This window comes from Variovorax sp. PBL-H6 (assembly GCF_901827155.1).
Taxonomy (GTDB): Bacteria; Pseudomonadota; Gammaproteobacteria; order Burkholderiales; family Burkholderiaceae_C; genus Variovorax.
Genome location: NZ_LR594659.1, coordinates 2,789,171 through 2,812,669, shown reverse-complemented (window position 1 = coordinate 2,812,669; position 23,499 = coordinate 2,789,171). Strand labels below are relative to the sequence as shown.

Sequence of the window (23,499 nt, the reverse complement as noted above, 5' to 3'; positions counted from 1 at the left end):
TCACAGGCCCATGTTGCGTTCGAAGATCGCAGGGTCGCCCCGCAGCTGCTCGATGGTGAAGCGTTCGCCCTCGCGTCCGTTCTCGATGAACAGCACGTCGTCGGCGAGCCACTGGACCATCTCGAGGTTCTGCTCGATCAGGAGAATGGTCAGCTGTTCTTCGCGATTGATGCGCGAGAGCGTGAGAGCGATCTCGTGGACGATCGACGGCTGGATACCTTCGGATGGTTCATCCAGAAGCAGCAGCGAGGGGCGCGCGGCGAGCGCGCGCGCGATCGCGAGCATCTGCTGCTGGCCGCCGGAGAGCGTCTGCGCCGGCTGGTTGCAACGTTCCCGCAACACTGGGAAGTAGCCGTAGAGCCGCTCCCAGTCGGGTTCGCGCTGCGCATGCGACAAGGCCCCGAGCCGCATGTTCTCCTGAACCGAGAAGCCGGGGAAGATCTCCCTCCCTTGGGGAACGTAGGCAATCCCGGCCTGGCTGATGCGGTGTGTCGGCTGCCCGACGATCGCGCGACCGCTGAACTCGATGTCTCCGGCCGACACGTCCACCAGTCCCATGATGGCGCGCACAAGCGTGGTCTTCCCCATGCCGTTGCGGCCCATGAGCGCGAGCGTGCGCCCCGCCTGCAGTTCCATCGACAGGCCCTTGAGCACCTGGTTGCCGCGCGAATAGCCAGCGCCCAGGTTGCGCACCGAGAGCATGGCCTTCGCTGCCGCCGCGCTCATGCCGCTTCTCCCAGGTAAGCCGCTCGCACCTGCGCGTCCTGGCGCACTTCCTCGTACTGGCCTTCGCGCTGAACCACCCCCTTGAGCATGACCACGACCGGACACGCCAGCGCCCGCACGAAATGCATGTCGTGCTCGATCACCAGGACCGCTACGCCGTGTTCGCTGCTGAGCCTGCGGATCAGTTTCGCAACCTCGGCCGTTTCCTGGGTCGTCATGCCGGCGGTCGGCTCGTCCAGCAGCAGGAGCCTCGGTCCGCGGCTCACCAGCATCAGCAGTTCGAGTCTTTGCTTGAGACCATGCGGCAACTGGTCTGCGGCGGTGCCGCCATGGGCCTCGAGACCCGCGTCGCGCAACGCGCCGCGGTAGTCGAAGCGCGGAGCCCCTGACAGACAGGAGCCCACGCCGCCGCCTGCGCGGCCGAGCTGCGCGACCTCGAGGTTCTCGAGGACCGACAGTCCCGGGAACACGCCGGGCACCTGGAACTTGCGAAGCATGCCGCGCCCGGCGATCCGGGCCGGGGCGAAGCGCTCGACGCGCTCGCCGGCAAACTCGATCCGTCCTGCATCGGCTTTCAGCACACCCGTGAGGATGTTGAAGAAGGTGCTCTTGCCGCAGCCGTTCGGGCCGATGATGCACTTGACCGCTCCCGCATCGAGCTCGATCGACATTCCGTTGAGCACCGCAAGCGCGTCGAAACGCTTGCGTATGTCTCGCACGCTCAAGAGCGGCGAACTCATCCCTGCTTGCTGCACTGGTTCGGCGCGACGATCTTTCCCACGTACTCCAGCATGCGCAGCTGTCCGCCACGCGCCTCCGAGATCAGCATGTTCAGGTCGACGTGACGGTCCTGCTCGCGCAGGACGACTTCGCCATTGCCTACGGTCAGCTTCGATCCCGCCATGGCTTTCATCGCATCGTCGGGCTTTGTCGAGCCCGCCTTCTTCATCGCATCGAGGAAGAAGCGCGTGATGCCGTAGTGGGAGTCCACATAGAAGCTGACCGTGGCGTTGTCGCCGAAGCGCTTGCGCTGGCGCGCCACGAATTCCTTGGCCTCGGGGCGGTCGAGCGTCGAAATGAAGTGCGAGCACGTGATGATCCCGTCGGACTCGGTGTTCGAGAAACCGGGCAGGTAGTTCTCGTTGAAGCCCATGAACGCGACCTGCACCTTGTCCTTCAGGCCTGCAGCAACGAATTGCTTGACGAAGGTGACACCGTCGGCGCCCGGCAGCGTGAGGACCAGCACCTTGGCGCCGGAATCGGCGATCTTGCGCAGCGTGGGCGCAAAATCCTTGGTGCCGAACGGCGTGTATTCCTCCCCGACGATCTTGCCGCCGTCCTGCTGCACAGCCGCCTTGATGGCCGCGTTCATCTTTTGCGGCCACACGTAGTCTGCTCCGAAGAGATAGAAGCCGGCCCCCTTGCCCACCTTCTTGCCCAGGTACGGGATCAGCGGGTTGACGTAGTGGGCCGGAAGGGCCGAGTAGCAAGCCATGTAGGGACTGCACACGCCGCCTTCGTAGTCGGTCGCGTAGAGCAGCGGCGTCTTGCCACGCTCGATCGTGGACTTGATCGCATCGCGGTTGGCCGAGGTCACCGGCCCGACGATCGCCGCGACCTTGTCGCGCCGGATCAACTGCCCGGCGCGCTCCACGGCCGTCTTCGGATCGGTCTTGTCGTCCGCCTTGACGATCTCGACCTGGCGGCCGAGTACGCCGCCGGTGGCATTGCACTCTTCGACCGCCATCCGCACGCCTTGCTCGCCCTGCTGGCCGAACAGTTCGAGCCCGCCGGAATAAGGCAGCAGGATGCCTAGCTTGATCGGGTCCGCCGCGCGCGCGATGAACGGGAAGCCGGCCATCGACACGCTGGCGAGCGAGCCGGCAATCAGGCGGCGTCGGGCAGGGTCATGGATCGGCGTGGAGACGGCTTGGACCGGGCGCGAGCTGAGCTTCATGAATACCTTCAGGAGTTCGGAGTCGGTGTGGACGGGCTTGGTTTTGGTTTCCTGGGAAACTAATGGCAACTCTATCGCGCAATGTTCCGGCCCGCAAGTGCAGCGCGCATGCGGGCGAGCAGGTCACCGGAGCAAGGCGGAGATAGACTGAACATCTCCAAGGAGACACCATGCATATCGTCATCACCGGCGGCGCCGGTTTTCTCGGCGCACGCCTCGCGCGCACGCTGCTCGCGCAAGGCAGCCTCGCACTCGCCGGTGCCGCACCCCAGCCCATCGAACGCATCACCCTCGTCGACCGCGCCGCGCCACCGGCCGATCTCGCGGCCGACTCCCGCGTTACCGCGGTTGCAGGCGACCTCAACGCCCAATTGGCCGACGCCGACGCCGCGTATTGGGAGGAGGCAAACGCCGTATTCCACCTCGCTGCCGCTGTCAGCGGCGAGTGCGAGACCGACTTCGACCTCGGCATGCGGAGCAACTTCGGCGCCACCAAGGCCCTGCTCGAACGCCTGCGCGCCGCCGGCACTGCGCCGGTCCTGGTGTTCTCCAGTTCGCTCGCGGTGTTCGGCAACTCGCCCGAGCAGCCGCTGCCCGAAGTCATCGACGACAACACGCTGCCCACGCCGCAGACCAGCTACGGTATCCAGAAGTTCATCGGCGAGCAGCTGGTGGCCGACTACACGCGCAAGGGCTTCATCCGCGGCCGCAGCGTGCGGCTGATGACGGTGAGCGTGCGCCCCGGCCGCCCCAATGGCGCGGCCTCGGGCTTCTTCAGCGGCATGATCCGGGAGCCGCTGGCCGGTATGCGCGCCGCGTGCCCGGTGCCCGACGACACGCCGGTAGCGCTGGCATCTCCGGCACGCACCATCGAAGGCATCATCCGCGCCGCCGAAGCGAGCGATGCGCAGTGGGGCCCGCGCACCGCACTCAACCTGCCCTCGCTGGGCCTCACGGTGGGCGACATGGCCGCGGCACTCGAGCGCGTCGCCGGGCCGGACGCCACTGCCCTGCTCGACCGCACGCCCGATCCGGCGATCCAGCGCATCGTGAAGACCTGGCCGGGCCGCTTCGAAGCGCGGCGCGCGCGCGGACTGGGCCTTGTGCCCGATACCAGCTTCGAGGAGGTGATCCGCGACTACGTCCGTGAAAATCCCGACGCCGTGAAGCTGCCAACCAATGCATAGTCATACGTTTGCTAAACGTCACATCAATCGTCACATCGACAGGAGACTTTCCATGAAGTTGAACCGCCTGGCCGCCGGCCTCGTCCTCGGCCTCGGTATGGCCTGCGCGGCCTTTGCGCAGACCGCCATGAAGATCAGCATCTCGACGGCGCAGAACTCGCACCAGGGCGTGGCCATCGACACCTTCGCCAAGGAAGTGGCTTCGCGCACGAATGGCCGCTACAAGATCGAGACCTTCTACAACGGCTCGCTGGGCGGCGAACGCGAGTCGATCGAGGCGGTGCAGCTTGGCACGCAAGAGCTGGCCTTCTCCTCCACCGGTCCCGTGCCCAACTTCGTGCCCGAGACCAAGATCCTCGACGTGCCTTTCCTGTTCCGCGACAAGGCCCACGCACGCGCGGTGCTCGACGGCCCGATCGGCCAGGAACTGCTGACCAAGTTCGACGCCAAGGGCTTCAAGGCCCTGGCATGGGCCGAGAACGGCTTTCGCCACATGACGAACAGCAAGCGCGACGTCAAGGCACCGGAAGACCTCAAGGGCCTGAAGATGCGCACGATGGAAAACCCGGTGCACATCGCCGCGTACAAGGGCCTGGGCATCATCACCACGCCGATGGCCTTCCCGGAAGTGTTCACGGCGCTGCAGCAGGGCACCGTGGACGGCCAGGAGAACCCGCTGCCCGTGATCATGTCGGCCAAGTTCTCGCAGGTGCAGAAGCACCTCACGCTGACCGGCCATGTCTACTCGCCCTGCATCTTCCTGATGAACAAGGCGGCCTTCGACAAGCTCAGCGCAGCCGACAAGACCGCCTTCCTCGAGGCTGCCAAGGTGGCCGTCAAGGCGAACCGCGACCGCGTCGACCAGGACGATGCCAACGGCGTGAAGGAACTGCGTGCCCAGGGCATGACGGTGATCGAGGACGTGGACAAGGCGAAGTTCGTCAGCATGCTCGCGCCGGTCAATGCCGAGTTCGAGAAGCAGTTCGGCAAGGCCAACCTCGACAAGATCCGCAACTACAAGTGAACGCCCCGCGGCGATGACCGCGGCGGACGCCCGCACAGCAGCGCTGGCGGGCGTTTCTTGTCGACCTTTGCATGCCTTGCTCATGAAATCCGCCTTCCTACGACTCGACCACTGGACCAATTCGCTGTCCATGGCCGTCGCGTGCCTCATGCTGGTGATCGCCTCGGCGCTCGGCGTGTTCCAGATCGTCACCCGCTTCGTGCTCGAGCAGCCGGCCGAATGGTCGGAGATCCTGATCCGGGTGAGCCTGATCTGGATGGTCTTCCTGGGCATTCCCACCGCCTTTCGCCATGGCGCGATGGTCAGCGTCGACGTGCTGTACCGCTGGAGCCCGCCCAAGATGCGGCGCGTGCTCGATTGGCTGGTGTGCCTCGCGGCGCTGACGCTGATCGCGGTCATCGTCTGGTGGGGCTGGGACTACGCCCAGCGCGGGAGCGTGCAGTCGATGGCGGGGCTCGAGTCGATCTCGATGTTCTGGGCCTACGTGGCAATGCCCGTCGGAGGCTTGTTCAGCATCATCGGCATCATCGGCAACCTGCTCGATCCGCAGCGGCAGGAACTGGAGACCGCGCAATGATCGCAATACACGCAGTGACACGCGTGGGTGCCCCATGACCCCCGTGATGGTCGCCACGATGGTGGTGTGCTTTGCACTCACCGTCTCCGTCGCCGTCTCGATCGGACTGGCCTCCATCGTCGGCATCCATGCCTCGAACGCGAACATGCTGATCTCCGTCAAGGAGATGTTCAACGCCATCAACAAGTTTCCGCTGGCGGCCATTCCCTTCTTCATCCTCGCCGGCAACCTGATGGAGACTGGCGGCATCTCGCGGCGCCTGGTGGAGTTCGCCAAGAGCCTGGTCGGCGGCGTACAGGGCGGCCTGCCGATGACCTGCGTGCTCACCTGCATGATCTTCGCCGCGGTGTCGGGCTCTTCGGTGGCCACCACCTTCGCCATCGGTGCCATCCTGATCCCGGCGCTGATCAAGCACGGCTACCCCACCAGCTACGCGGCGGCGCTGCAGGCCACGAGCGCGGAGCTGGGCGTGATCATCCCGCCCTCGATCCCGCTGATCCTCTACGGCGTGAGCGCCGAGGTGTCGATCGGCGAACTGTTCATCGCCGGCTTCGGCCCGGGCATCCTGATCAGCCTGGCGCTGATGGGCTTCGTCTACATCTACTGCAAGGTCAAGGGCCTCGGCAAGAACGACGGCGATGGCCGCCTGGGCGTGGGCATTGCCACCTGGCGCGCGGGCTGGGCGCTGCTGATGCCGGTGATCATCCTCGGCGGCATCTACGGCGGCATCTTCACCCCCACCGAGGCTTCGGCCGTGGCCGTGCTCTACGCGCTCGTCGTCGGCCTGCTGATCTACCGCGAGATCAAGCCGCAGCAGCTCTATGCGGTGCTGCGCAAGTCGGTGATCTCGTCGTCGGTGATCATGTTCATCATCGCCAACGCGGGCCTGTTCGCCTTCCTGATCACGCGCGCCGGCGTGCCCGAGGCCATCGGCCACTGGCTCGAGGCCGTGCTGAAGTCGCCGGCCATGTTCCTGCTCGGGGTCAACGCGGCACTCTTCATCATCGGCATGTTCATCGAGACCAGCGCGGCCATCATCGTGCTGGCGCCGATCCTCGCGCCGGTTGCGCAGCACTTCGGCATCGACCCGGTGCACTTCGGGCTCGTGATGGTGGTCAACCTGGCCCTGGGCATGATCACGCCGCCGTTCGGCGTCAACCTGTTCGCGGCCTGCACCGTGGCGCGCATTTCGCTGGACCGCATGGTCGCGCACCTGATCCCCTTTGTGCTGGTGATCCTGGCCTGCCTGATGGTCATCACCTACGTGCCGGGCATTTCTCTCGGGCTGCGCGATCTTGTCTATGCGAAGTAGTTCAGACCCGGCGGCGGCCTGAGCCGAGGCTCGATCAGGGTGCATCCGGTGGCACTGCGAGGAGGAGGCCGTGCAACGAGAACAAGGGGTTACAGGGCGGTCGGCGACACGGCGTCTTCGCTGACAAGGGAGACCCCTCGTTCATGAATAGGCTTGGGAATTCGAGCCGCTCCCGCAGACAGCATCGCCGCTCTCTGCATCGAGGGGTAATATTTGCGAAGCTCGCGACGGCGAGCGACGCATGGGCGAAGCCCGCCCGCACCTGATTTCTTCTCTCCCCTGCACGCATGACAAGCTACGGTTTCGTTCATTTGGAATTCGGCGACCAGCACCGCGACCGTTCGCTCCAGGTCCTGGAAAAGCTGCGAACCCGCCTGGCCCAGGACGGCGACCGTTTCTCGAGTGTGATCGTCGACAACGCCCGCGCGAGGCCCGCCGAAAGCGCAACCGGCATGGCTTCCGAGCAGGGCCTGGTGGTGCCCGGCGACAACAGCAACCGCGAGTTCTCCGGCTGGGACAGCGGCATCGAGACCCTGCTCTCGCGCGGCGAGCAGCCTGACGTGTGGCTCTTCTCGAACGACACCGTCGCGCTCAACCACGCCTGGAGCGAGCGCCGGCTCGAGCGCTTCGGCGGCGAGATCCGAAAGCTCGCACTGCACCCGGCCCCGTGGCTGTTCGGCGAGATCAACGATTTCCCTCGCTCGACGATGACCCCCATGGGACCGCTGCTCGAATGGGTGTCGACCTACTGCTTTGCAATGAACGACACGCTGCGCCACCGGCTGGGCACGCTTTCGCCCGGCAACGCACTGCTCGATTCGCTGGTCAACGAGCGCTTCGAGCCCGAGCGGGGCGTATTCCGCGACCATGTGGGCGAGCCCTATGTCGATTTCGTGTCCGCCTGGCTCATCAGCGACGAGGGCCAGGGCGTGCAGAAGAAGCGCGGTTTCAAATGGGACCACGAATGGCACAAGGCCAGTCCGCTCGGCCCGGACAATTTCGAGGACCTGCGCATGAAGGCGCGCTGCTGCCTGTCGGAGCACATGCTGAGCCTGCGCGCGCGGCAGCTCGGCGCCGACATCCGGTCACCGTATGACGCCCGCAATGCACGCGAGCACATCCGGCGCTCCCTGCAGTTCCTTTCGGACAAGCTATGGGAGAAATTCCTGCTGCGCCGGCTGCGGCTGGAGCGGTCCTAAGCCCTGTTTCCCTTACACTCGGCCGGTCAGGAGAGAGCCTCGCAGCGCGGGGCCGCCGAAGGCGCAGGGCCCATCGAACAAGGGGCCCGAACGCTCAGGCAAAAGGACTGACGAGGCGCCCGGGTATCGGGCGTTTCCTTGCTGGAGAGAGGCGACGCTTTGCCTTGAAGCGAAGGTTGCCCACCGAAGGAGCAAACCCCGATCGTGGGGCGAATCTCTCAGGTAAAGCGGACAGCAGGGGTGGCCCATGGCCTGACCGCCATGGATCCGGACTGCCCCCCTGATGGAGAGTGCCTTGGCCTCCGCTTCCGACAATCTGCAAAAGACCCCCCTGTACGACCTTCACGTCGAGCTCGGCGCCCGCATGGTGCCCTTCGCCGGTTATTCGATGCCGGTGCAGTACCCCGCCGGCCTCATGGCCGAGCACAAGCACACGCGCACCGCGGCCGGCCTGTTCGACATCTCGCACATGGGCCAGCTGCGGCTGGTCGGGCCCGAGGCCGCTGCAGCCTTCGAGACCCTCATGCCCGTCGACGTGATCGGCCTGGCACCCGGCAAGCAACGCTACGGCCTGCTCCTGAACGACGAGGGGGGCATCCTCGACGACCTGATGTTCTTCAACGAAGGTCACGACTCGATCTTCGTGATCGTCAATGGCGCCTGCAAGGCCGGCGACATCGCGCACATCCAGGCAAGGATCGGCCAGCGCTGCCAGGTGCGGCCGCTACCCGATCACGCGTTGCTCGCGCTGCAGGGGCCGCAGGCCGCCGCGGTGTTGGCACGCCTGTCGCCCGGCATCGAGCGCTTCGTCTTCATGACGGGTGGCGCGGTGCAGATCGGCGGCATCGCGGCCTTTGCCACCCGCAGCGGCTACACCGGCGAGGACGGCTTCGAGATCTCTGTTGCCGGCCGCGATGCGGAAGCCCTGGCTCGGCTCCTGCTGGCGCAGCCGGAGGTGCAGCCCATCGGCCTGGGCGCACGCAACTCGCTGCGGCTGGAAGCCGGCCTGTGCCTCTACGGCAACGACATCGACGACACAACCACCCCCGTCGAGGCCTCGCTCAACTGGGCGATCCAGAAGGTGCGGCGCAGCGGCGGCGCGCGCGAAGGCGGCTTTCCGGGCGCCGCCAGGGTGCTGTCGCAGCTCACGGCCGACGCCGGCAGCGCCGGGCATGTCGACCACGAGACACTCAAGCGCAAGCGCGTCGGCCTCGTGGCGCTGGAGCGCGTACCGGTGCGCGACGGCACGGCGCTGCAGTCCTTCGAAGGCGTCGACATCGGGCGGGTCACGAGCGGACTGCTCGGCCCCACGGTGGACCGGCCGGTCGCGATGGGCTATGTTGCCCTTGCCTACGCAGAGCCCGGCACCCGCCTGCAGGCCATTGTGCGCGGCAAGCCGGTGCCGATGGAGGTCACTACCCTGCCTTTCGTACCCGCCCGCTACTACCGCGGCTGAAGACCTGCCGCTCGACCTCGTATTTCCATTTCTTTCCCAGGAGCCATTCCATGACCATCAAGTACACCAAGGACCACGAGTGGGTGAACGCCGAGGGCGGGGCCGCCACGGTCGGCATCACGCTGCATGCACAGGATGCGCTGGGCGACGTGGTCTTCGTCGACCTGCCGCAGGTCGGCCAAGGCTATGCCCAGGGCGAGGTCGCCGGCGTCGTCGAGTCGGTCAAGGCCGCGGCCGACGTGTTCATGCCTGTCTCGGGCGAGATCACCGAGGTCAACGAGGCGCTGCGCGCCGATCCTTCGCTGGCCAACAGCGCGCCCGAAGGCGAAGGCTGGTTCTTCAAGATGAAGATCACCGAGCCCGCACAGGTCGACGCCCTGCTCGACAAGACCGCCTACGACAAGTTCGCCGACGAGGCCTGAAGCGGACTGCCAAGGTTTCCTGATCCTGCCACCCTGTTCACCAACCATGCCGAAGTCCACCCTGCCTTCTCCGCCCACCCTCGCCGATCTCGAGAACGCGGGCGAATTCATCGCCCGCCACATCGGCATCGAGGCCGAGGACGAGGTGCGCATGCTCGCTGTCGTCGGCTCGAACACGCGCGCCGAGCTGATCGACGGCATCGTGCCGCCGGCCATTCGCCGCAGCCACCCGATGCGCCTGCCCGCGCCGGTCACTGAAGCCGGCGCGCTGGCCGAACTGCGCGGCATCGCGGCGAAGAACAAGGTGGCGAGGAACTTCATCGGCCAGGGCTACTACGGCACCCACACGCCCGGCGTGATCCTGCGCAACGTGCTGGAGAACCCGGCCTGGTACACCGCGTACACGCCCTACCAGGCGGAGATCTCGCAGGGGCGCATGGAGGCGCTGCTCAACTTCCAGACCATGGTGTGCGACCTGACCGGCATGGCCATCGCCAACGCCTCCATGCTCGACGAGGCTACCGCCGCGGCCGAGGCAATGACGCTGGCGCGCCGCAGCGTCAAAAGCAAGAGCAACGTGTTCGTCGTTTCCGGCGACTGTCATCCGCAGACCATCGAGGTCATCAAGACGCGCGCCGCGCCGCTGGGCATCGAGGTCAAGGTCAGCACCGTCTCGGAGACCCTGCCTCACCTGATGGCAAGCGGCGACTTCTTCGGCGCGCTGGCGCAATACCCCTCCACCACGGGCCACGTGCACGACCTGCGCCCGCTCGCCGGCCACGCCCACGCGTGCGACGCCGCCTTCTGCGTGGCGGCCGACCTGCTGGCACTCACGCTGCTGGCGCCACCCGGCGAATGGGATGCCGACATCGTCTGCGGCACCACGCAGCGTTTCGGCATGCCCTTGTGCAACGGCGGGCCGCATGCGGCCTACCTGGCCTGCCGCGACGAGTTCAAGCGCTCGCTGCCGGGCCGGCTGGTGGGCGTCAGCGTCGACACGCAGGGCCGGCCGGCCTACCGCCTGGCGCTGCAGACGCGCGAGCAGCACATCCGCCGCGAAAAGGCCACCTCCAACATCTGCACCGCCCAGGTGCTGCCCGCGGTAGTGGCGAGCATGTATGCCGTCTACCACGGGCCCGAGGGACTGACCCGCATTGCCCTGCGCGTGGCTGCCCTTACCGCGATCCTGGCGCAAGGCCTCGAGCAGATGGGCCGCGAGCTCGCCAATGCCACCGCCTTCGACACGCTCACGGTCCTGACCGGCGACGACACGCCGAAGATCGTGGAGAAGGCCCAAGCCGCGGCGGTCAACCTGCGCCAGGGCCTGCAGCAGCACCTGGGCATCTCGCTGGACGAGACCAGCACGCGTGCCGACATCGAGACGCTGTGGGCCCTGTTCGTGCCCGCCGGCACGCCGATGCCGCGCTTCGAGGAGCTCTCGGCCGCGGTCGATGCGCGCATCCCGCAGGACCTGCGCCGCACCAGCGCCTTCCTCACGCATCCTGTGTTCAACACCCACAAGAGCGAGACCGCGATGCTGCGCTACATCCGCAGCCTTTCCGACAAGGACCTGGCGCTGGACCGCAGCATGATCCCGCTGGGCAGCTGCACCATGAAGCTCAACGCGACGAGCGAGATGATCCCCATCACCTGGCCCGAGTTCGCGAATATCCACCCCTTCGCGCCGGCCGAGCAGTTGCGCGGCTACGCCGAGCTCGATGCGCAGCTGCGTGCCTGGCTCTGCGAAGCCACCGGGTACGCGGGCATCAGCCTGCAGCCCAACGCCGGTTCGCAGGGCGAGTACGCGGGCCTGCTGGCGATCAAGGCCTACCACGAAGCCCAGGGCCACGGCCACCGCAACATCTGCCTCATCCCCTCCTCGGCCCATGGCACCAATCCCGCCAGCGCGCAGATGGCGGGCATGAAGGTCGTGGTGACCGCCTGCGACGCGCAGGGCAACGTGGACATGGACGATCTGGCGCGCGCCTGCGAGCAGCACCGCGACGACCTGGCCGCCGTGATGATCACCTACCCCAGCACCCACGGCGTGTTCGAGACCCGCGTCAAGGAGCTGTGCGAAATCGTGCATGCCCATGGCGGCCGCGTGTACGTGGACGGCGCCAACATGAACGCGCTGGTCGGCGTGGCCGCACCGGGCGAGTTCGGCGGCGACGTGAGCCACCTCAACCTGCACAAGACCTTCTGCATCCCGCACGGCGGCGGCGGGCCCGGCGTGGGGCCGGTGTGCGTGGTAGAGGACCTGGTGCCCTACCTGCCCGGCCATGTGAGCAGCGGCCTTCCCTCGAACGGCGTCGGCGCCGTGTCGGCCGCGCCGCTGGGCAACGCGGCGGTGCTGCCGATCAGCTGGATGTACTGCCGCATGATGGGCGCGGAAGGCCTGCAGGCCGCGACCGAGACCGCGATCCTCAGTGCCAACTACATCAGTGCCCGGCTCAAGGACCACTACCCCACCCTCTACGCCAGCCCGAACGGCCATGTGGCGCACGAGTGCATCCTGGACCTGCGTCCGCTCAAGGACAGCAGCGGCGTGACCGCCGAAGATGTGGCCAAGCGCCTGATCGACTACGGCTTCCACGCGCCCACCTTGAGCTTCCCGGTGCCCGGGACGCTGATGGTCGAGCCCACCGAAAGCGAGCCGCTGGCCGAGCTCGATCGCTTCATCGACGCGATGATCGTGATCCGCGGCGAGATCCGCCGCATCGAGGAAGGCATCTGGCCGCGCGAGGACAACCCGCTGAAAAACGCGCCGCACACCGCCGACAGCCTGCTGGCCAGCGAATGGACCCGCCCTTACTCGCGCGAGCTCGGCGCCTTCCCGATCGCCTCGGTAAAGGACGCCAAGTACTGGCCGCCGGTCGGCCGCATCGACAACGTCTACGGCGACCGCAACCTGTTCTGCAGCTGCGTGCCGGTCGCCGACTACGCGTGATGGCGCCGGGCGCGCATCGGCCGAAATAGGTCTTTGCCTACGAGGCACGCGGGCAGGGCTTCCTACCATGGCCCTCGCCCATGCAATCGAACTGGCCCCAAACCTTCTGGATCGTGCGCCACGGTCAAAGCGCCGGCAATGTCGCGCGCGACGCGGCTGAAGCCGGCGGGCTTCCGCTGATCGAGCTTGCGTGGCGCGACATCGATGTGCCGCTCTCTGAGCTCGGCGTCGAGCAGTCGATTGCGCTCGGCGAGTGGTTTGCCAGGCTGCGCGAGCAGGAGAAGCCGGAGGTGATCCTCTGCTCGCCTTATGTGCGTGCCCGCAACACAGCGGAACTCGTCGCGGAGCATGGCGGCCTGTCGGGCGACAGGATGAAGCTGCGCATGGACGAGCGCCTGCGGGAAAAGGAATTCGGCGTCCTTGACCGGCTGACCAAGGTCGGGATCCGGCAGAAGCATCCCGAACTCGACGCGCAGCGCCTGCACGTGGGCAAGTTCTACTTCCGCCCGCCCGGGGGTGAAAGCTGGTGCGACGTGATCCTGCGCCTGCGCAGCCTCCTGGAGATGGTGACCCGCGAGTACGCCGGCCAGCGCGTGCTGGTCGTGGCGCACCAGGTCATCGTCAACTGCCTGCGCTACCTGATCGAGCATATGGATGAGAAGCAGATCCTCGATATCGACCGGCAGGGAGACGTGCCGAATTGCGCCGTGACCTCCTACTGCGCCAAGCGCCGCGGCGACGCAGACGAGGTGCTGCAGCTCGACCTGGTGAACTTCCTCGCACCGCTGCGCGAAGCCGCCACGCCGGTGACCCGCGCCCCCGACCAGCCGACGGCGCCCAAACCCTGATGGCCCGTCCGCGCGCCGCAGCCCTGACCGAAGCGTCGCTGGCGCATTGGCCGCTGCCCGATCCCGGGCCGGACGGCGACAAGGAGGCGCGTGGACAGGTGCTGGTGATTGCGGGCAGTGCGGAGCTGCCCGGCGCCGCGCTGCTCGCCGGTACCGCGGCGCTGCGGGCCGGCGCGGGCAAGCTCGCCATCGCCAGCCCCGCGTCCATCGCGCCGGGTCTGGCGCTCGCGATCCCGGAGTCACGGGTCATCGCATTGCCCGAAACGCGTGGCGGCGGTATCGCCGCGCGCGGCTGCGAGGCGCTGGCGCCGCTTGCCGAGAAGGTCGCGGCCGTGGTCATCGGGCCGGGCTTGCGCGACGAGCGCGGCAGCATGGCTTTCGTGCGCAGGCTGCTGCCACTTTTCCGGGGGTGCACCGTTCTGCTGGATTCGATCGCGATGTCGGTGGCAACGCAACGAGCCTTCGACCAGCCGGTGCTGCTGACCCCGCACGCGGGCGAAATGGCGCACTTGTCCGGCCTGCCCAAGGAGGCGGTCGCTCACGACGCGCTGGCGGTCGCTTGCGAGGCCGCCATGCGCTGGAACGCCTGCGTCGTGCTCAAGGGCGCAAGCACCGTGATCGCGACTCCGCAACACCGCGCCTGGTGCTTCAAGGGCGGCTCGCTCGGACTGGCTACCTCGGGTTCAGGTGACGTGCTGGCCGGTCTGATGGGCGGATTCGCGGCGCGCGGGCTGCGGCCGGAGCACGCCGCAGCCTGGGCCGTCGTGGTGCATGCCAAGGCGGGCAAGAACCTGGGCCGGCGCGTAGGCCCGCTGGGTTATCTGGCGCGCGAGTTGGCCGCGGAAGTGCCAGGCTTGATCCGGCAGTTCGCCCGCTGAGCGGCATTTCTCTGCCTCGTGGGGAAGGCCCTTGCAATAATTCACAACACGCTTGTCGATCATCGCCCTCTTCAGCGAGAGCAAGGAGCTGATCGCCGGCTATTGGCCCTGGCAGGTGCGCTCCAGGGACGAAGCCATCGAATGGCTCAAGCGCGCGCCCTTTGCGGACATGGACGAAGCCATCGACTGGGTCCGGCGCTATCCCTTCGCGCACGCACGGCCCGAGGTCGAGATCCATCCCGTCGCCGGGTAAAAAGCGGCATGGCACTGCCTGGACGCCCGCATGCCCATCATGTCCGGCACAGAGCGGCGAGGCCGCAGTCGATGCCTCGCTCGATGACGACGTGGGCGACGACCTGCTGGCCAAGCTCGGCCGCAAGGCCGAGGCGAGCAAGGAGTTCCAGCACGCCGCCTCGCTCACGCGCAACGCACGCGATCGCAAGTTGCTGTTGATGCGTGCGCTGGCCTGCTCGGGAAGCCCGCTGCCGAGTGAAGGGCAGCACGGGCCCCGATAACCGAGATGACTATTCGGCCTTCTTCTTCGCGAGCGCGCCGCCAGCAATCTGCCCGCGAAATTCGCGCAGCCTTGCCTTCAGCCGGCGCTCGTTGACGAGGCCACTGCGGATCATCATCTTCTGCCCGGCCGACAGCGATTCGAGCGCGGGGTCGACGAACTCGTAGTGCACCCACGGCCGCTCGGAAGGCGTGTCGCCCTTGATCTCGACCAGCTTCACCTGCGGCGGGCCGGCCGGCTCGGGCGCCTGCAGCAGGTGATCGATCACCGTGACCAGGCGGTCGTTGAAATGGCGGTTGGGGTAGCCAAGCTCCTCGTACGCCTGTTGGAACAAGGGGTAGAGCTTCTGGTAGAGCACTGCCGCGCGCTGAGGGTTGACCGATTCGGCGAACAGCACGAGAGGCGTGTAGCGCGCACCGTTGTCGAGGCTGATGGCTTGCGCCTCCCCGCTGCCGCTGGCCATGAAGCGCTTGGGCGTGCGCTGCACCGGCCAGATGCGCGCCGCGGCCTGGTCGCGCGGCAGGTTGTCGACGGTGGCGACGAAGCGGTGCACGAAGCCGTCGGTCTGCAGGAAGCTGGCCACGGCCTTGGCACCGAGCAGCTCGGCCAGTGCGGAGTTCACGTAGGCGTCGGCGTCGTTGAGCTTGGGCACGGTGGCGTCTGCCGTGGTGTCGACCGGGTTCTGCGGCTCCACCGGCGCAGCCGCGGCAGGCGGCGGCGCCGGGACCTCGGGCTCCGGCGCAGTGGCGGCCGGGCTTGCTTCGATCGGGGCGGCCTGCTGGTGCGACCAGCGCCACCAGACTGCGCCGGCGCCCAGCGCCAGCACCACCAGCACCACGAGGATCCACAGCGAGGACTCGCGCGCCGGCCTCAAATCGTCGAACTCACGTTCGGGCATGGGGCATCTCTCCTTTTCATGAGCTCCACCATTGGACGCCAATCCGGCGCGACAGCAGCCGCGGCGCTGGTAACGGCCTGTGACGGTGGGGGCTCAGCCCCGTCGGATCGCCTTCGCGTGCAGTGGTTCCGCGCGGTTCACGGGAGTACTTTCCCCTTCGGCTACGGTGCTGTTCGCCTTCGGAGCGGCCGTGCGGCGGCTCGTGTGCTGCTTTGTGGCTCTACAGCGGAAAGGCTTCGAGCCCCGCCTGCCCCTCTGCGGCCTTGCCCGGCGTGTGCGCCACGTTCATCACCCAGCACACCATCGCGAAGTAGCCCACGAGCGCGCTGAGTTCCACGACGGCCTGCTTGCCGAAGTGGGACTCGGCGGCGGCATAGGTGGGCTCGCTCACGCCATGGTGGCGCACCAGCTCGAGCGTGAAGTCGAGCGCGAGCTGCTCGTCGTCGGCCAGGGGCGCGGCGCGGCGGCCCTGGCGCAGCGCCTCGATGGCTTCGGTGCTCACGCCGGCCTTGACCGCCGCCTGCGCGTGCAGAAGCCATTCGAACTGGTTGCCGACCTCGCGAGCGACCGCGCAGGTCACCAGCTCGCGCACGCGCGCATCGAGCTGGCTGCCGAAGCGCAGGTATTCGCCCAGGCTGCCGATGCGCTCCATCAGCACCGGGCTCTGCAGCAGCGGGATGAAGGGGCCGAAGACGCCCTTGCGCGGCCCGTCGATCAGCGTCTGGGCCGCCTTGCGCTGCGCGTCGGACAGGGTGTCCGCGGCGGGCATGGGCAGGCGCTCGGACCAGGGTAGGGTGTGGCCTTGTTCGAACATGGATCGTTTCCTTTCAGCGAATAGATGGTGCGCGGATCATGCGGCACGCGCCAGCCACCAGGCGCTGCCGGCCAGCGCCAGCGCCCCAATCGCCAGTGCAATGAAGAGACCTCCAAAGCCCTGGGCGCTGCCGCTGAGGAGGGAGGACAGCACCGGCCCGACCATCTGTCCGATCGCGAAGGCGGCGGTCATGCGGCCCAGCGCGCGCGTGGGGTTGCCGAGGGTACGCGCCCTCGCCTCCTGCATGCCGGCCATGGTCGCGACCATGAAGGTGCCGCCCACCAGCAGCGCCGCCAGCAGTACGGTGAGCGCTGACAGGTGCAGCACCGGCAGCAGGCAACCCACGGCCATCAGCGCATGGCTGCCTGCCAGCACATGGCGCCGCGCCACCTTCGGCAATGCCAGGCTCGCGAAGATCGTGGAGACTGCAGCGGCCGCGCCGAACACCGGCCAGGCGGCGCCAAAGACGGCCGGATCGTCGACCACTGCGCGCGCCAGGACCGGCAGGAAGGTGGCGGGCAGGATGTAGCCGAAGCCGAGCAGGCCGTAGCAGATCACCAAGCTCCAAGACACGGCGCCAGCCGTTGCCGGCCCCGACGTGGTGGACGCCACCGCCGCTGCGGGGGGCATGCTCCGTGGCATCAGCAGCGCGACCGCTGCCAGGCCCGCGAGCGCAAGCGCGCCGAGCTGCAGCCACAGCGCGTCGGGCCTCACATCCGCAGCGCCCGCGCGCCAGCAGTAAAGACCGGCGAGCGCGATGCCCGCACCCACGCCGGCATAGAGCAGGCCCGGCCCCGCGGGCCGCTCGAAACGCGACAGCCAGCCCAGGCACCAGACACTGGTACTCACCAGCGCCCACGCGCTGGCCATGCCGGCTACGAAACGCAGCAACAGCCAGGCCGGCAGCGAGCCTGTCCAGCCCATCGCGGCGGTCGAGGCCACGATCAGCGCGAGGGCCAGGAGCGCTACCCGCTGCGGCGTGAGCGGAAGGCGCGCCGTCGTGAGCGCGCCCAGCAGGTAGCCGGCGTAGTTGGCGGCGGCCAGCCATCCGCCAGCCGCGACATCGGCGCTGCCGGCGCGGATCATCAGCGGCAGCATGGGCGTGAAGGCAAAGCGGCCGATACCCATCGCGATCGCCAGCGCGATCAGGCCGGCCAGGCAGATCGCTGCAAAGGAGGGCCGCGGCAGGGTGAGGGAAGGATTCGACATGGGAGTCCATTGGACGCAGAATCCCGCTGTTGCACAAATGAATTATCGAGAACGACCATTCTCTTTTCGAGAATGATGAAGCCATGCGAACGATCGACCTCGACTCCCTCGAAATCTTCCGCACCGTGGTGAACGAAGGCGGCGTGATCCGCGCGGCAGGCAAGCTCAACCGCGTACAGTCGAACGTCACCACGCGCATCCGGCAGCTGGAGGAGCGGCTGGGCCAGAAGCTCTTCCTGCGCCAGGGCCGCTCGCTGGCGCTTGCGCCCGCCGGGCGCAAGCTCTTGCCCTATGCAGACCGGCTGCTGCGACTGGCCGAAGAAGCCGAAGGCGAGCTGCGCAGCGAAGTCCCGGTCGGCACCTTCAGGCTGGGCTCTCTGGAGAGCACCGCCGGCAGCCGGCTGCCGCCGGTGCTCTCGCGCTTCCACAAGCTCTATCCGGGTGTGGTGGTCGAACTGGTCAGCGGCACGACCGGTGCGCTGCTGAAGCGCCTGGAGGCCTTCGACGTGGAGGCGGCCTTCGTGTCACAACCCTTTTCCGCGTCCGGCTTCGAGACCCTGGCGGTATTTGACGAAGAGCTGGTGCTGATCACCGCGCGGAGTGTCGCCTCCGTGGCGCGCCCGGGTGACCTCGCGGGCGCCACGCTGATCGCCTTTGCCCAGGGCTGCTCGTACCGGCGGCTGCTGGAGCAATGGCTGGGCAAGGGCGGCGTGCAGCCCTCGCGCTCGCTGGAGTTCTCGTCTTACCAGGCCATGATCGCCTGCGTGGCGGCAGGCACCGGCTTCGCGATCGTGCCGTTGTCGGTGCTGAAGGCGCTGCGGGCCACCGCGGACGTGCGGCAACATGCGCTACCCGAGCGCATGCGCGCCAACCGCACGCACCTGGTGTGGCGCGGCACGCCCTCGGTGGCGCTGGCGCGGCTGATCGAGATGTTGAGCAAGAGCTGAGCCGGCAGGCTCAACGGCAGATCGTCGTCGTTCCCACCGGCCGGCAGGTCTTGCCGTCGAGGCCCCGATAGCGGTCGAGCTGGCCGGCTCGGTCGTAGTGGTTGCCCTGGGTGTCGTTGCAGCCGCTCGCGTCGCAGTTGCGCACGCGCGGCCGCAAGTCGCGCGACCGTGGTTGCCGATAGGCGCCTGGATAGGCGTAGCCGCCATCGATCGCCGAGTCGTCGTCGCCGCGATCGCTGCGGCGAGAGTCCGTGGGCCGATCGGCGCCGGCGCGAGGGTCGATGATGACCGGGCCCGCTGGCGCTTGCGGCGGGCTTGCAGCGGCCTCCGCCGACGCTCGCGCCGGCGGGCTGGCCGGCCTGGTATCGCTATTGCGCTCTGCCTGGCTTTGCTGGGGTGCCGGCTCCGGTGTTGCGACACGCCCGACGCGGCTCGCGCCCGCAGGACACGCGCCGTCGGTGTAGCTCACATTGCCGGCAGCGTCTGCGCAGCGAATCACCTCGGCAGTGCACAGCGAGCCGAGGCCGCCGAGGATGCAGAGGACAAGAATGCGGCGCATGGCGCGCTCATTGTGCGCTCCGGGGCACCGGAGCGCGGGCCTGTCCTGGAAGCCCGAGACCTCGGACCTCAGGCCAGCGCCGTGGTGGCCGGCGCGGCCCCTGCGATCTGGCGCAGCGCGCGTTCGAACACCTCCACCGGCTGGCCGCCGGAGATCAGGTGCTTGTTGTCGATGATGATGGCCGGCACCGAGTGGATGCCGGCATCGGTGTAGAGGCGCTCGCGCTCGCGCGTCTCCGCGGCATATTCGTCGCTGGCGAGGATGGCACGTGCGCGCTGCGGATCGAGGCCTGCCTCCCCGGCCAGCCGCACCAGCACCTCCGGATCGGACGGGTCCTCGCCATCGGCGTGATACGCCTTGAGCAGCGCCTTCTTGAGCGCGACCTGCTTGGCCGCATCCTCGAGCGCGGCCCAGTACAGCAGGCGGTGCGCATCGAAGGTGTTGTAGACCCGCGAGCGCCCTTCCCTGCGGAACTCGAAGCCCACCGCGGCGCCGCGGGCGCGGATCGTTTCGCGGATCTGGGCCTGCTGCTCGCGCGTGCTGCCGTATTTCTCGTGCAGGTGCTCGAAAGCATCCTGGCCTTCGCGCGGCATGTGGGGGTTGAGTTCGAAGGGCTGGAAGTGGAGCTCGGCGGTGATCTCGGGGGCCACGCGTTGCAGCGCGGCTTCGAGGGCGCCGAGGCCGACGGCGCACCAGGGGCAGGCGATGTCGGAGACGAAGTCGATGCGGAGGTGGGAGGGCATAAACGATGAGGGCTTGGGGAAAGGCGCCATGATGCAACCGGCCGTGACCCCGGGAGGGGGCACGGCCGGGATAGCCTTACGGGCCGTGCTACCGGCTTGCCGTGCATTTTTTGTATTGAAGGAAACGCTAGTTCACTTCCGTCTACGCGACGTTTGGCAGCTGCACCGGCTCATCAAGGGCCGACGTGCCATCGTCCCCATTCGGCGGAGCCGGCGGCAAGTCGGTCGGAGGCATCGGCGTCACGGCCGCGTAGAGAAGCGACTTGCCTTTTGAGGGATCCGCCACCCCGATATCACACAGCCGATACAGAGCAGCAAAAGGCCCTTCCGGGTCAAGCATCATCCCGTTAAGTTCTCGCAGGGCCTCACCAAGCTCTCGCATTTTCAAGGCCACGGCCGGACGCGAACTCATCGAAATCTCACCATTAAGGAACAATCGTTCTGCTGCCTGCAAACGAGCGATTCGATATGTAATACCACGCTGCACACCCTCTGCTTCGTGCCCAAAGTTCGCCTTTGATTGTGGATTTGCCGCCTCGATAAGCTCCTTCATATTCGATGAAAACAGGGGATCATAAGCACTAATTGCGTTTCTTATGAATTGATCCAGGGCCTTCATCGGCTCCAAGATCAAGCCAACATCGGAACGCTGTTCAGGCACCCACAATTCGACTTGCTTCGCAAATTCAGGGTCTCTGCGCAGCGGGCTCAGCATGGCGTCGAGTTCGACGCCGAGATTCATGACGATTCCTGTTGTTTTGGCCAACTCATCTTCGTGGTTATAGAGAGGGCCAGTATCAACAACCTGAAGTTTTCCGTCTTTTTTCTCCAAAAAGCGCGCACGCAATCTGTCATAGAAATTTTGCCGATTGCCTCCACCCATCAAAGCACGGATATTTATGTCAGGCTCAACAGATTCTTTCCATGGCGCAGCTATGATTTTCATTTGCTCCGCTCTTAATTCATCGGCAACCCGGAAAGCATCTTTCTGCAAAAGGCCCTTCGCGGCAAAAGTCACCTCCACCGGAACCCCCTCTTCCAGGAGGATTGGCCGATCAATCCAATCTTGAATTTTCTTGATGCGTTCTAAATTTTGACTTGAGGTTTCTGTGCGCTTGGCATTTTCCAACAGCGCTTGAAATCCAAGTTTGGCTTTCTTTATCTGAGACCGCCTATGTCGCTTCAGCGGATCGATTCGACGCTCCTTTAATTCCTTGACTTTCAGGAAATTTACTTCGCCGGTCGCGTTGACGACGCGGTATCCCTTGCCATCGTCTGCTTTATTAATGCTTAAAAATGATTGAAGGTCTGTTTTTGCCAGGGAAATCTGATACGCCCGGTCGAGTTCTGCAGCATCTTGAACCTTCTTCGATGCGTAAAGAACCTCGGGCTTTCGGTTCATCTCGGCTATGGCCTGCGTGATCTCAAGATCGATCATGCCCAATTTGTTTTTAAGGGTCTCCGACAAGGTGCCAGGAGGCGGCGGAATGTCGCTCGGAGGCAGCGCATCGGTGTGATCATCCGGTGACGGATTGGTGTATTGCGCCACACGCTTCGCCACGAACTTGCCCGGAGCGGATTGCGCCACGTTCGGAAGCGGCGGGACGCTGGCAGGTTGCGCCAGGTGTGGCGCCAGCGGCGGCTCGTCGTCTGGAAGCAGCGACACGCCAGCAGCAACCGGAAGCGTGTTCGCAGCTTGCGCTAATTGTGGCGCTGGCGGCGGCTCGTCGTCTAGAGGTAGCGACCCGCCAGCAGCAACCGTAAGCGTGCTAACAGCCAGTGGCAGCAGGTAGTCTGGCGGCAGCGACACGCCACCAGGAACCGGAAGCGTATTCGCAGCTTGCGCTAAATGTGGCGCTGGCGGCGGCTCGTCGTCTAGAGGTAGCGACCCGCCAGCAGCAACCGGAAGCGTGCTAGCAGCCAGTGGCAGCAGGTAGTCTGGCGGCAGCGACACGCCACCAGGAACCGGAAGCGGCGGCGGCAGATAGTCGAAAGCCGGCGCGAGGCCAGCCACACCCGGAAGCGGCGGCGGCGGGCCGTGGGGGATCGGTGGGAGATCGGGCAGTGGCTGTCCATTGCCAACGGCCGGCTGCACGACGACGGGCTGTGCCGCCGGCTGCACGACGACGGGCTGTGCCGCCGGCTGCACGTTGGCGGGCTGCTGCGCGGCGGGATCGCCTGCAATCGGTCCAATTAAAGACTGGAAGAACTCATCCCGCTTGGAAACAACCTGCTTAGCCGTCTCCTTCGGCCAGTGATATCCCGCCAAGGCTAGCCTTTTGAGCCTCCCGAACGGCGAATGAGGGTTGCGAAACTCCGAGAGAAGTTGTTTAGCCGAGTCGCGGAGATTCTGCAATTTTCTTCGATCACCATCATCTTCGATCGTATTGATGATTTCATTGCTGAATAAATTAAGAATGGATTCCTGTTCAGCCAGGGACAAAAGCAGCTTCTTGCTCGCCAGCTGGATTTGGTCGCTGCTTTCGGATTTGGCGCATGCAAAGAAATGTGCCAAATCCTGCTGCAGATCAGGACCCGGCCAGTTGGCGATCTTGTCTAGAAAATTCTTGCCGGTCATCTCTCCCGCAGTAGAACTCGCAGAAGCCGTGAAGGACGGTCGTTTCAGTTTCAGTCGGCTGGTGATATTCTGATTTCGGCCAAGACTGTTTGCCTGCCTGTTGACATCTCTGATTTTCCCCAAGAGGACCTTGTTTTTTGGATCTTTAACATTATCGTGAGCCGCCGCCTTGCTGATGCTCCCTGATTTTATTGCTTCAACGTCGTCCAGGAAATGCGATATGGAGTCGTCATCCTTACGAAGATCCGTCTTCAATGCCTCCGCAGATTTTTCAGTTGTCGCTTTGACGCCATTGATAATGATTTCGACATCGTTCCGGATGTCCTTCATTTTGATGACACCCTTCGATTTGCTTGTCGCAAGCACGCGTTGAATTCTTTGTGCCGCCAAAACTTGACGTTCTTCGGGAGAGCCCTGCCTGGCCTGATAAGCCAGCTGCTCAAGGTAGATCCTGGCCTCTTTGTAGTCGTTCTGTCTGCGCCCGCTCAGGCGATACGCCGCAGCCGCCGCACCATGCTTTGCCTTTTTCTGGGACAGATACGTGATGTCGCCCCGCTCGACCCCGTCGATTTCGCATTTATCCTTGGTTTTTTCCGCGACGAGATACTTTCCCTCTGGGGAGTCCATGACACCCTGGAAAGCATGCGCCAGGCTCTCAAAACTCTGCGGCGGATTGTTGTTGCCGATTTTTTTACCCATTG

At 65.9% G+C, this 23,499-nt stretch carries 21 protein-coding genes, 1 pseudogene and 2 riboswitches; of the genes and pseudogenes, 13 read left to right on the top strand and 9 right to left on the bottom strand.

Going from position 1 to position 23,499, the window contains the following annotated elements:
* The 3 genes from G3W89_RS13280 to G3W89_RS13270 are packed head-to-tail and all read right to left on the bottom strand — an operon-like array spanning position 1 to position 2,683.
* Positions 1 to 726 (bottom strand): ABC transporter ATP-binding protein, encoded by a 726-nt coding sequence (locus tag G3W89_RS13280; RefSeq protein WP_232076513.1) that lies wholly within the window; start codon positions 724 to 726, stop codon positions 1 to 3.
* On the bottom strand, positions 723 to 1,466 hold the full coding sequence (locus G3W89_RS13275; protein ID WP_162577463.1) for an ABC transporter ATP-binding protein: 744 nt from the start codon (positions 1,464 to 1,466) through the stop codon (positions 723 to 725). The genes G3W89_RS13280 and G3W89_RS13275 overlap by 4 nt, the downstream gene beginning before the upstream one ends.
* The gene (locus G3W89_RS13270) at positions 1,463 to 2,683 is read right to left on the bottom strand and encodes a substrate-binding protein (RefSeq protein ID WP_174258259.1); all 1,221 of its coding nucleotides are present in this window, start codon (positions 2,681 to 2,683) and stop codon (positions 1,463 to 1,465) included. Before G3W89_RS13270 ends, G3W89_RS13275 begins: the two co-directional genes overlap by 4 nt.
* Before the next feature lie 170 nt (positions 2,684 to 2,853).
* Between G3W89_RS13270 and denD the strand changes: the two genes are divergently transcribed.
* The 12 genes and pseudogenes from denD (at position 2,854) to G3W89_RS13210 (ending at position 15,051) form a co-directional block, all read left to right on the top strand.
* Positions 2,854 to 3,870, top strand: coding sequence for a D-erythronate dehydrogenase (denD, locus tag G3W89_RS13265; RefSeq protein ID WP_162574518.1), 1,017 nt, complete (start codon positions 2,854 to 2,856; stop codon positions 3,868 to 3,870).
* Positions 3,871 to 3,922: 52 nt separating this feature from the next.
* The gene (locus G3W89_RS13260; RefSeq protein WP_162574517.1) at positions 3,923 to 4,894 is read left to right on the top strand and encodes a TRAP transporter substrate-binding protein; all 972 of its coding nucleotides are present in this window, start codon (positions 3,923 to 3,925) and stop codon (positions 4,892 to 4,894) included.
* An 82-nt stretch (positions 4,895 to 4,976) separates the two neighbouring features.
* On the top strand, positions 4,977 to 5,471 hold the full coding sequence (locus G3W89_RS13255; RefSeq protein ID WP_162574516.1) for a TRAP transporter small permease: 495 nt from the start codon (positions 4,977 to 4,979) through the stop codon (positions 5,469 to 5,471).
* Between the two features lie 34 nt (positions 5,472 to 5,505).
* Complete coding sequence (locus G3W89_RS13250) at positions 5,506 to 6,783, top strand: TRAP transporter large permease (RefSeq protein WP_162574515.1); 1,278 nt, start codon at positions 5,506 to 5,508, stop codon at positions 6,781 to 6,783.
* Between the two features lie 287 nt (positions 6,784 to 7,070).
* Positions 7,071 to 7,982: a hypothetical protein gene (locus tag G3W89_RS13245; RefSeq protein WP_162574514.1), complete on the top strand. Its 912-nt coding sequence runs from the start codon at positions 7,071 to 7,073 to the stop codon at positions 7,980 to 7,982.
* Positions 7,983 to 7,999: 17 nt separating this feature from the next.
* Positions 8,000 to 8,102, top strand: a riboswitch (glycine riboswitch).
* Between the two features lie 11 nt (positions 8,103 to 8,113).
* A riboswitch (glycine riboswitch) is annotated at positions 8,114 to 8,227 on the top strand.
* A gap of 38 nt (positions 8,228 to 8,265) precedes the next feature.
* On the top strand, positions 8,266 to 9,438 hold the full coding sequence (gene gcvT, locus G3W89_RS13240; RefSeq protein WP_162574513.1) for a glycine cleavage system aminomethyltransferase GcvT: 1,173 nt from the start codon (positions 8,266 to 8,268) through the stop codon (positions 9,436 to 9,438).
* A 50-nt stretch (positions 9,439 to 9,488) separates the two neighbouring features.
* The gene (gene gcvH / locus G3W89_RS13235; RefSeq protein ID WP_162574512.1) at positions 9,489 to 9,860 is read left to right on the top strand and encodes a glycine cleavage system protein GcvH; all 372 of its coding nucleotides are present in this window, start codon (positions 9,489 to 9,491) and stop codon (positions 9,858 to 9,860) included.
* A 46-nt stretch (positions 9,861 to 9,906) separates the two neighbouring features.
* Positions 9,907 to 12,810 carry an aminomethyl-transferring glycine dehydrogenase gene (gcvP, locus tag G3W89_RS13230; RefSeq protein WP_162574511.1) on the top strand — a complete coding sequence of 968 codons (2,904 nt, stop codon included), beginning with the start codon at positions 9,907 to 9,909 and terminating at the stop codon, positions 12,808 to 12,810.
* A gap of 80 nt (positions 12,811 to 12,890) precedes the next feature.
* Positions 12,891 to 13,658 carry a histidine phosphatase family protein gene (locus G3W89_RS13225; RefSeq protein ID WP_162574510.1) on the top strand — a complete coding sequence of 256 codons (768 nt, stop codon included), beginning with the start codon at positions 12,891 to 12,893 and terminating at the stop codon, positions 13,656 to 13,658.
* On the top strand, positions 13,658 to 14,536 hold the full coding sequence (locus G3W89_RS13220; RefSeq protein WP_162574509.1) for an NAD(P)H-hydrate dehydratase: 879 nt from the start codon (positions 13,658 to 13,660) through the stop codon (positions 14,534 to 14,536). Before G3W89_RS13225 ends, G3W89_RS13220 begins: the two co-directional genes overlap by 1 nt.
* A gap of 70 nt (positions 14,537 to 14,606) precedes the next feature.
* Positions 14,607 to 14,696: pseudogene (locus G3W89_RS33305) on the top strand (YciI family protein); the annotation flags it as partial.
* Between the two features lie 184 nt (positions 14,697 to 14,880).
* Positions 14,881 to 15,051 carry a hypothetical protein gene (locus G3W89_RS13210; protein WP_197893619.1) on the top strand — a complete coding sequence of 57 codons (171 nt, stop codon included), beginning with the start codon at positions 14,881 to 14,883 and terminating at the stop codon, positions 15,049 to 15,051.
* Positions 15,052 to 15,060: 9 nt separating this feature from the next.
* Here G3W89_RS13210 and G3W89_RS13205 read toward each other — a convergent pair whose 3' ends face one another.
* The 3 genes from G3W89_RS13205 to G3W89_RS13195 form a co-directional block, all read right to left on the bottom strand.
* The gene (locus G3W89_RS13205) at positions 15,061 to 15,948 is read right to left on the bottom strand and encodes a DUF3014 domain-containing protein (RefSeq protein ID WP_162574507.1); all 888 of its coding nucleotides are present in this window, start codon (positions 15,946 to 15,948) and stop codon (positions 15,061 to 15,063) included.
* A 220-nt stretch (positions 15,949 to 16,168) separates the two neighbouring features.
* Positions 16,169 to 16,762 (bottom strand): carboxymuconolactone decarboxylase family protein, encoded by a 594-nt coding sequence (locus tag G3W89_RS13200; RefSeq protein ID WP_162574506.1) that lies wholly within the window; start codon positions 16,760 to 16,762, stop codon positions 16,169 to 16,171.
* A 36-nt stretch (positions 16,763 to 16,798) separates the two neighbouring features.
* Positions 16,799 to 17,971, bottom strand: a complete 1,173-nt coding sequence (locus G3W89_RS13195; RefSeq protein WP_162574505.1) for a YbfB/YjiJ family MFS transporter — start codon at positions 17,969 to 17,971, stop codon at positions 16,799 to 16,801.
* An 83-nt stretch (positions 17,972 to 18,054) separates the two neighbouring features.
* Between G3W89_RS13195 and G3W89_RS13190 the strand changes: the two genes are divergently transcribed.
* Entirely contained in the window at positions 18,055 to 18,918 is an 864-nt protein-coding gene (locus G3W89_RS13190) for a LysR family transcriptional regulator (protein ID WP_162574504.1), read from the top strand.
* 10 nt (positions 18,919 to 18,928) lie between these two features.
* Here the strand turns inward: G3W89_RS13190 and G3W89_RS13185 are convergent, their stop codons facing one another.
* From G3W89_RS13185 to G3W89_RS13175, 3 genes are all read right to left on the bottom strand, one after another.
* A complete protein-coding gene (locus tag G3W89_RS13185; RefSeq protein WP_162574503.1) occupies positions 18,929 to 19,477 on the bottom strand; it encodes a DUF4124 domain-containing protein in 549 nt (182 codons plus the stop codon).
* Positions 19,478 to 19,545: 68 nt separating this feature from the next.
* On the bottom strand, positions 19,546 to 20,220 hold the full coding sequence (locus G3W89_RS13180) for a DsbA family oxidoreductase (RefSeq protein WP_162574502.1): 675 nt from the start codon (positions 20,218 to 20,220) through the stop codon (positions 19,546 to 19,548).
* A gap of 142 nt (positions 20,221 to 20,362) precedes the next feature.
* Entirely contained in the window at positions 20,363 to 23,497 is a 3,135-nt protein-coding gene (locus tag G3W89_RS13175) for a hypothetical protein (protein ID WP_162574501.1), read from the bottom strand.
* Positions 23,498 to 23,499 lie beyond the last annotated feature (2 nt).